General features: G+C 38.8%; 3 protein-coding genes and 1 pseudogene. All 4 read right to left on the reverse strand.

The window, feature by feature from the left end:
• A pseudogene (locus tag ACED29_RS20960) lies at positions 1-535 on the reverse strand (hypothetical protein); the annotation flags it as partial.
• 65 nt (positions 536-600) lie between these two features.
• On the reverse strand, positions 601-1,092 hold the full coding sequence (locus ACED29_RS20965) for a DUF6795 domain-containing protein (RefSeq protein ID WP_371698659.1): 492 nt from the start codon (positions 1,090-1,092) through the stop codon (positions 601-603).
• A 72-nt stretch (positions 1,093-1,164) separates the two neighbouring features.
• Positions 1,165-2,019 carry an immunity 49 family protein gene (locus tag ACED29_RS20970; RefSeq protein ID WP_371698661.1) on the reverse strand — a complete coding sequence of 285 codons (855 nt, stop codon included), beginning with the start codon at positions 2,017-2,019 and terminating at the stop codon, positions 1,165-1,167.
• 14 nt (positions 2,020-2,033) lie between these two features.
• Positions 2,034-2,726, reverse strand: a complete 693-nt coding sequence (locus ACED29_RS20975) for a hypothetical protein (RefSeq protein ID WP_371698662.1) — start codon at positions 2,724-2,726, stop codon at positions 2,034-2,036.
• Positions 2,727-2,809 lie beyond the last annotated feature (83 nt).

Here is a 2,809-nt window from a genome sequence, read left to right on the forward strand (position 1 = left end):
TCAGCTGGTGATTATCCCAAATAAAGTCGGTGCGACCGAGTTCGGTGATTTTTGCGCTGCGACGGCCTAATGCATCATATTCGTATTGGGTCAGCTTGCCATTAACGTTGATTTGCACCAGCTGGTTTAAGCCATTAAAACTGCGCTGTTGTTTATCGCCAGTGCCAATTTGGCTGATTTGGTTGCCACTGGCATCATAGCGGTAATCGACACCAGCCATGCTCATTAAGCGGTCATTGTTTACCACTACATCGTGATTATTTTTATTGGGCTTTAGAGTATCGGATGATAAAGCCGATGACGCTGAGTGTTGAATGTGTTCTGCACGCTCTAAGCCAGCTGTTGGGCTGTTAACACTGGCATCTGCACTGTTATTGTCAGCACGAAGTGAATGGGTAGGATTACCAAATCCATCCCATTGGTATTGTTGCTGAACAAGGATTTTGTTGCCAGTAGGGTTAGCCGATATACGAGTATGACTGTCACTGACGGGCTGGCTGATGTTATTTATCGTATTGATAATGTCTTGATGCAAACAGAGCTGATGCTGATAAGAACATACGGAGTTGCTTCATTTCTTTGGCTTTACGTTTTTAATCGTTAAAAATTAAAAAAACCTTCTTCGTCATCGTTTAATTCATAGACATCAAAATCAGTTTCCCAACGACAAATACTAGTTCCATCAAACTCTACATTACGATTACGTCTGTTCGGAAAAGTAAAATCAACCTCCTTAGAGGTTAAATCAGCATTCAATGTTGCTAACTTTTCTTTTACTTCGGGGGACTCGTCGATACCTATAACACTAGAACGCCAAAGGATGTACGATTGACCGTCATGAAACAGTTCAATTTGCTGTTCAGTAAAATTATGAACAAACATGTCTCCCGGCTTTTTTGAACTTAAATTAACTTCGGGCATAGAGAATTCTCCATTTTCATCTGTTCGAGTTTCATCATTTTCAACAAACTTATGGATATAATTTAGTTGCCGTGTAATTTTAGCGCCAACAACAGGCTTTCCGTTTAACAAAACCTGCCCTTTTACTTCTGAGCACATGTGTACGTCGTATTTTTTTAGTAATCCAAACATGCTGAGCAAAACTCCCTATTAAAAAGACTCTCGATAATTAAACATCTATCGAAGATACTTCATTTTAACCCGTTAAAAATATTTACCTTCAATCAAAAAGCGTGGCAGAGAGTCACTTTCTACCAAGACCTGATTACCTCGGTCATGCCACATACAGGCCATACCGAGCAATTGGAGTGGCAAAAATGAATCAACAGGGGCATGATCAGGGCCTGATTCATTAATGTGGTAACGTTCTTGCGCTTGTACGTTTTTAGCCAGTGCTTCATTAAAATCACAACCAATATCAAAAGTTGCTGGCGTTAATGCAGCTAGGGTTTCTAAGTATCCCATACCTATGTATATTGACCAGTCATCTCCATCTGCAAGTAACTCTTCCATTGTATTATTTAACAACATAGGAAAATCAGGGAGATGATTATGGTAAGCTTGAAATACTTCAACTAGCTTATAAGAAACGGGTCCTGCTTGTGTCGCACTTTGTTTCATCGTTTCTATAGGGAAATTTGCCAAGCTACCCATGCTTTCAGTATCGCGAGTAATCACCGCTAAAAAATAGGCATCAAGCCATTCTGATGGAGCTGCATAACCAGATTCTAACATCCCCTTACCATTCCACGTTACTTCTGGTAAGTCATATATTTTAAAAGTTTGCTCTTGCTCTGGCTGCTCTGCAAGCTTTAAGAACGCAGCGTACATTTTTGACGCATAACGCAGCCCTGTTGCAGATTCTTTTTCTATCTCAGGGGTTTGAACTTCCCAAGTAAGCCAGCGAGAGAAGTTTATATATTCTTGTGCATATCTAAGAAGGTTATCTCTATTCTTTATTATATTAATCGAACATCTATCTATTCTAGACCTTGACGTCTGAAGCCTTCGTTCTAGACTTACATTTTTGAAATTAGGGGTGTAATTTCGATTTAGCATTATTTACCTCCTTTTCATTCACGGGTATCAATTGTATTAAACTCATTGGGATCTATATCAAATTCGCTAATTTCGACGGTTTCAACAACAGACTTACCAGAAGTACGGGTTATTGGTGTTTTAACATGTAAATACTGAACTTTATTTCCCTCAAACACGGCGTTATTAATAGCTTCAGCAGCTAAATAATCGGACTTTTTATCACTACCAGCCATTTGTTTCGTAATGGATTGTGCATATTTCGTTGTGCCTTGCTGATAATATTCATCACCAATTTTCTTTTTACCTAATGGACTACTACCACCTTTAGCTTCAACAATAATCACATCACCATTAGCATTTTGATACACCATATCAAAGTTACCCTTTTCCGATGTAGAACTATCTAAGCTCGTTGGGTGAATGCGAGTATAACCAGGGTACTGTATCTTAATCGCTGCATCTGCTGCCTTTTCACCAATTTTGGCTGATTCATTGTTAATCTTTGGTATTTGATCATTATAACGTTGTGTTTCTTCTGGTGAAGCTTTTGCTTTGTGCTTATCTCGTTCCACCATTTCCGTATCACGAATATCCACATTCTTTTTCAATTGAACAGGAAGAGAAGAAACAGTCTGTTTACTCCCTGCCTTTTTAATTGCTTTGTTAAGCTTTAATTCATTCTCAGTCAACGTTCCTGTTTTACGAGACCATTCTTCATTGACCACTTTGCCATTAATAACATGCCCACCAACGAACCACTACAATGCCACCCATTTTAATTATGAATTAACAAAATGCCTTTTCAGTT

It is taken from the genome of Shewanella sp. 5S214, from assembly GCF_041439795.1.
GTDB lineage: Bacteria > Pseudomonadota > Gammaproteobacteria > Enterobacterales > Shewanellaceae > Shewanella > Shewanella vesiculosa.

Excerpts from the sequence above, each read along its gene's own strand:
- ACED29_RS20965 (WP_371698659.1), bottom strand. The coding sequence starts at position 1,092 with ATGTTTGGATTACTAAAAAAATACGACGTACACATGTGCTCAGAAGTA.
- ACED29_RS20970 (WP_371698661.1), bottom strand. The coding sequence starts at position 2,019 with ATGCTAAATCGAAATTACACCCCTAATTTCAAAAATGTAAGTCTAGAA.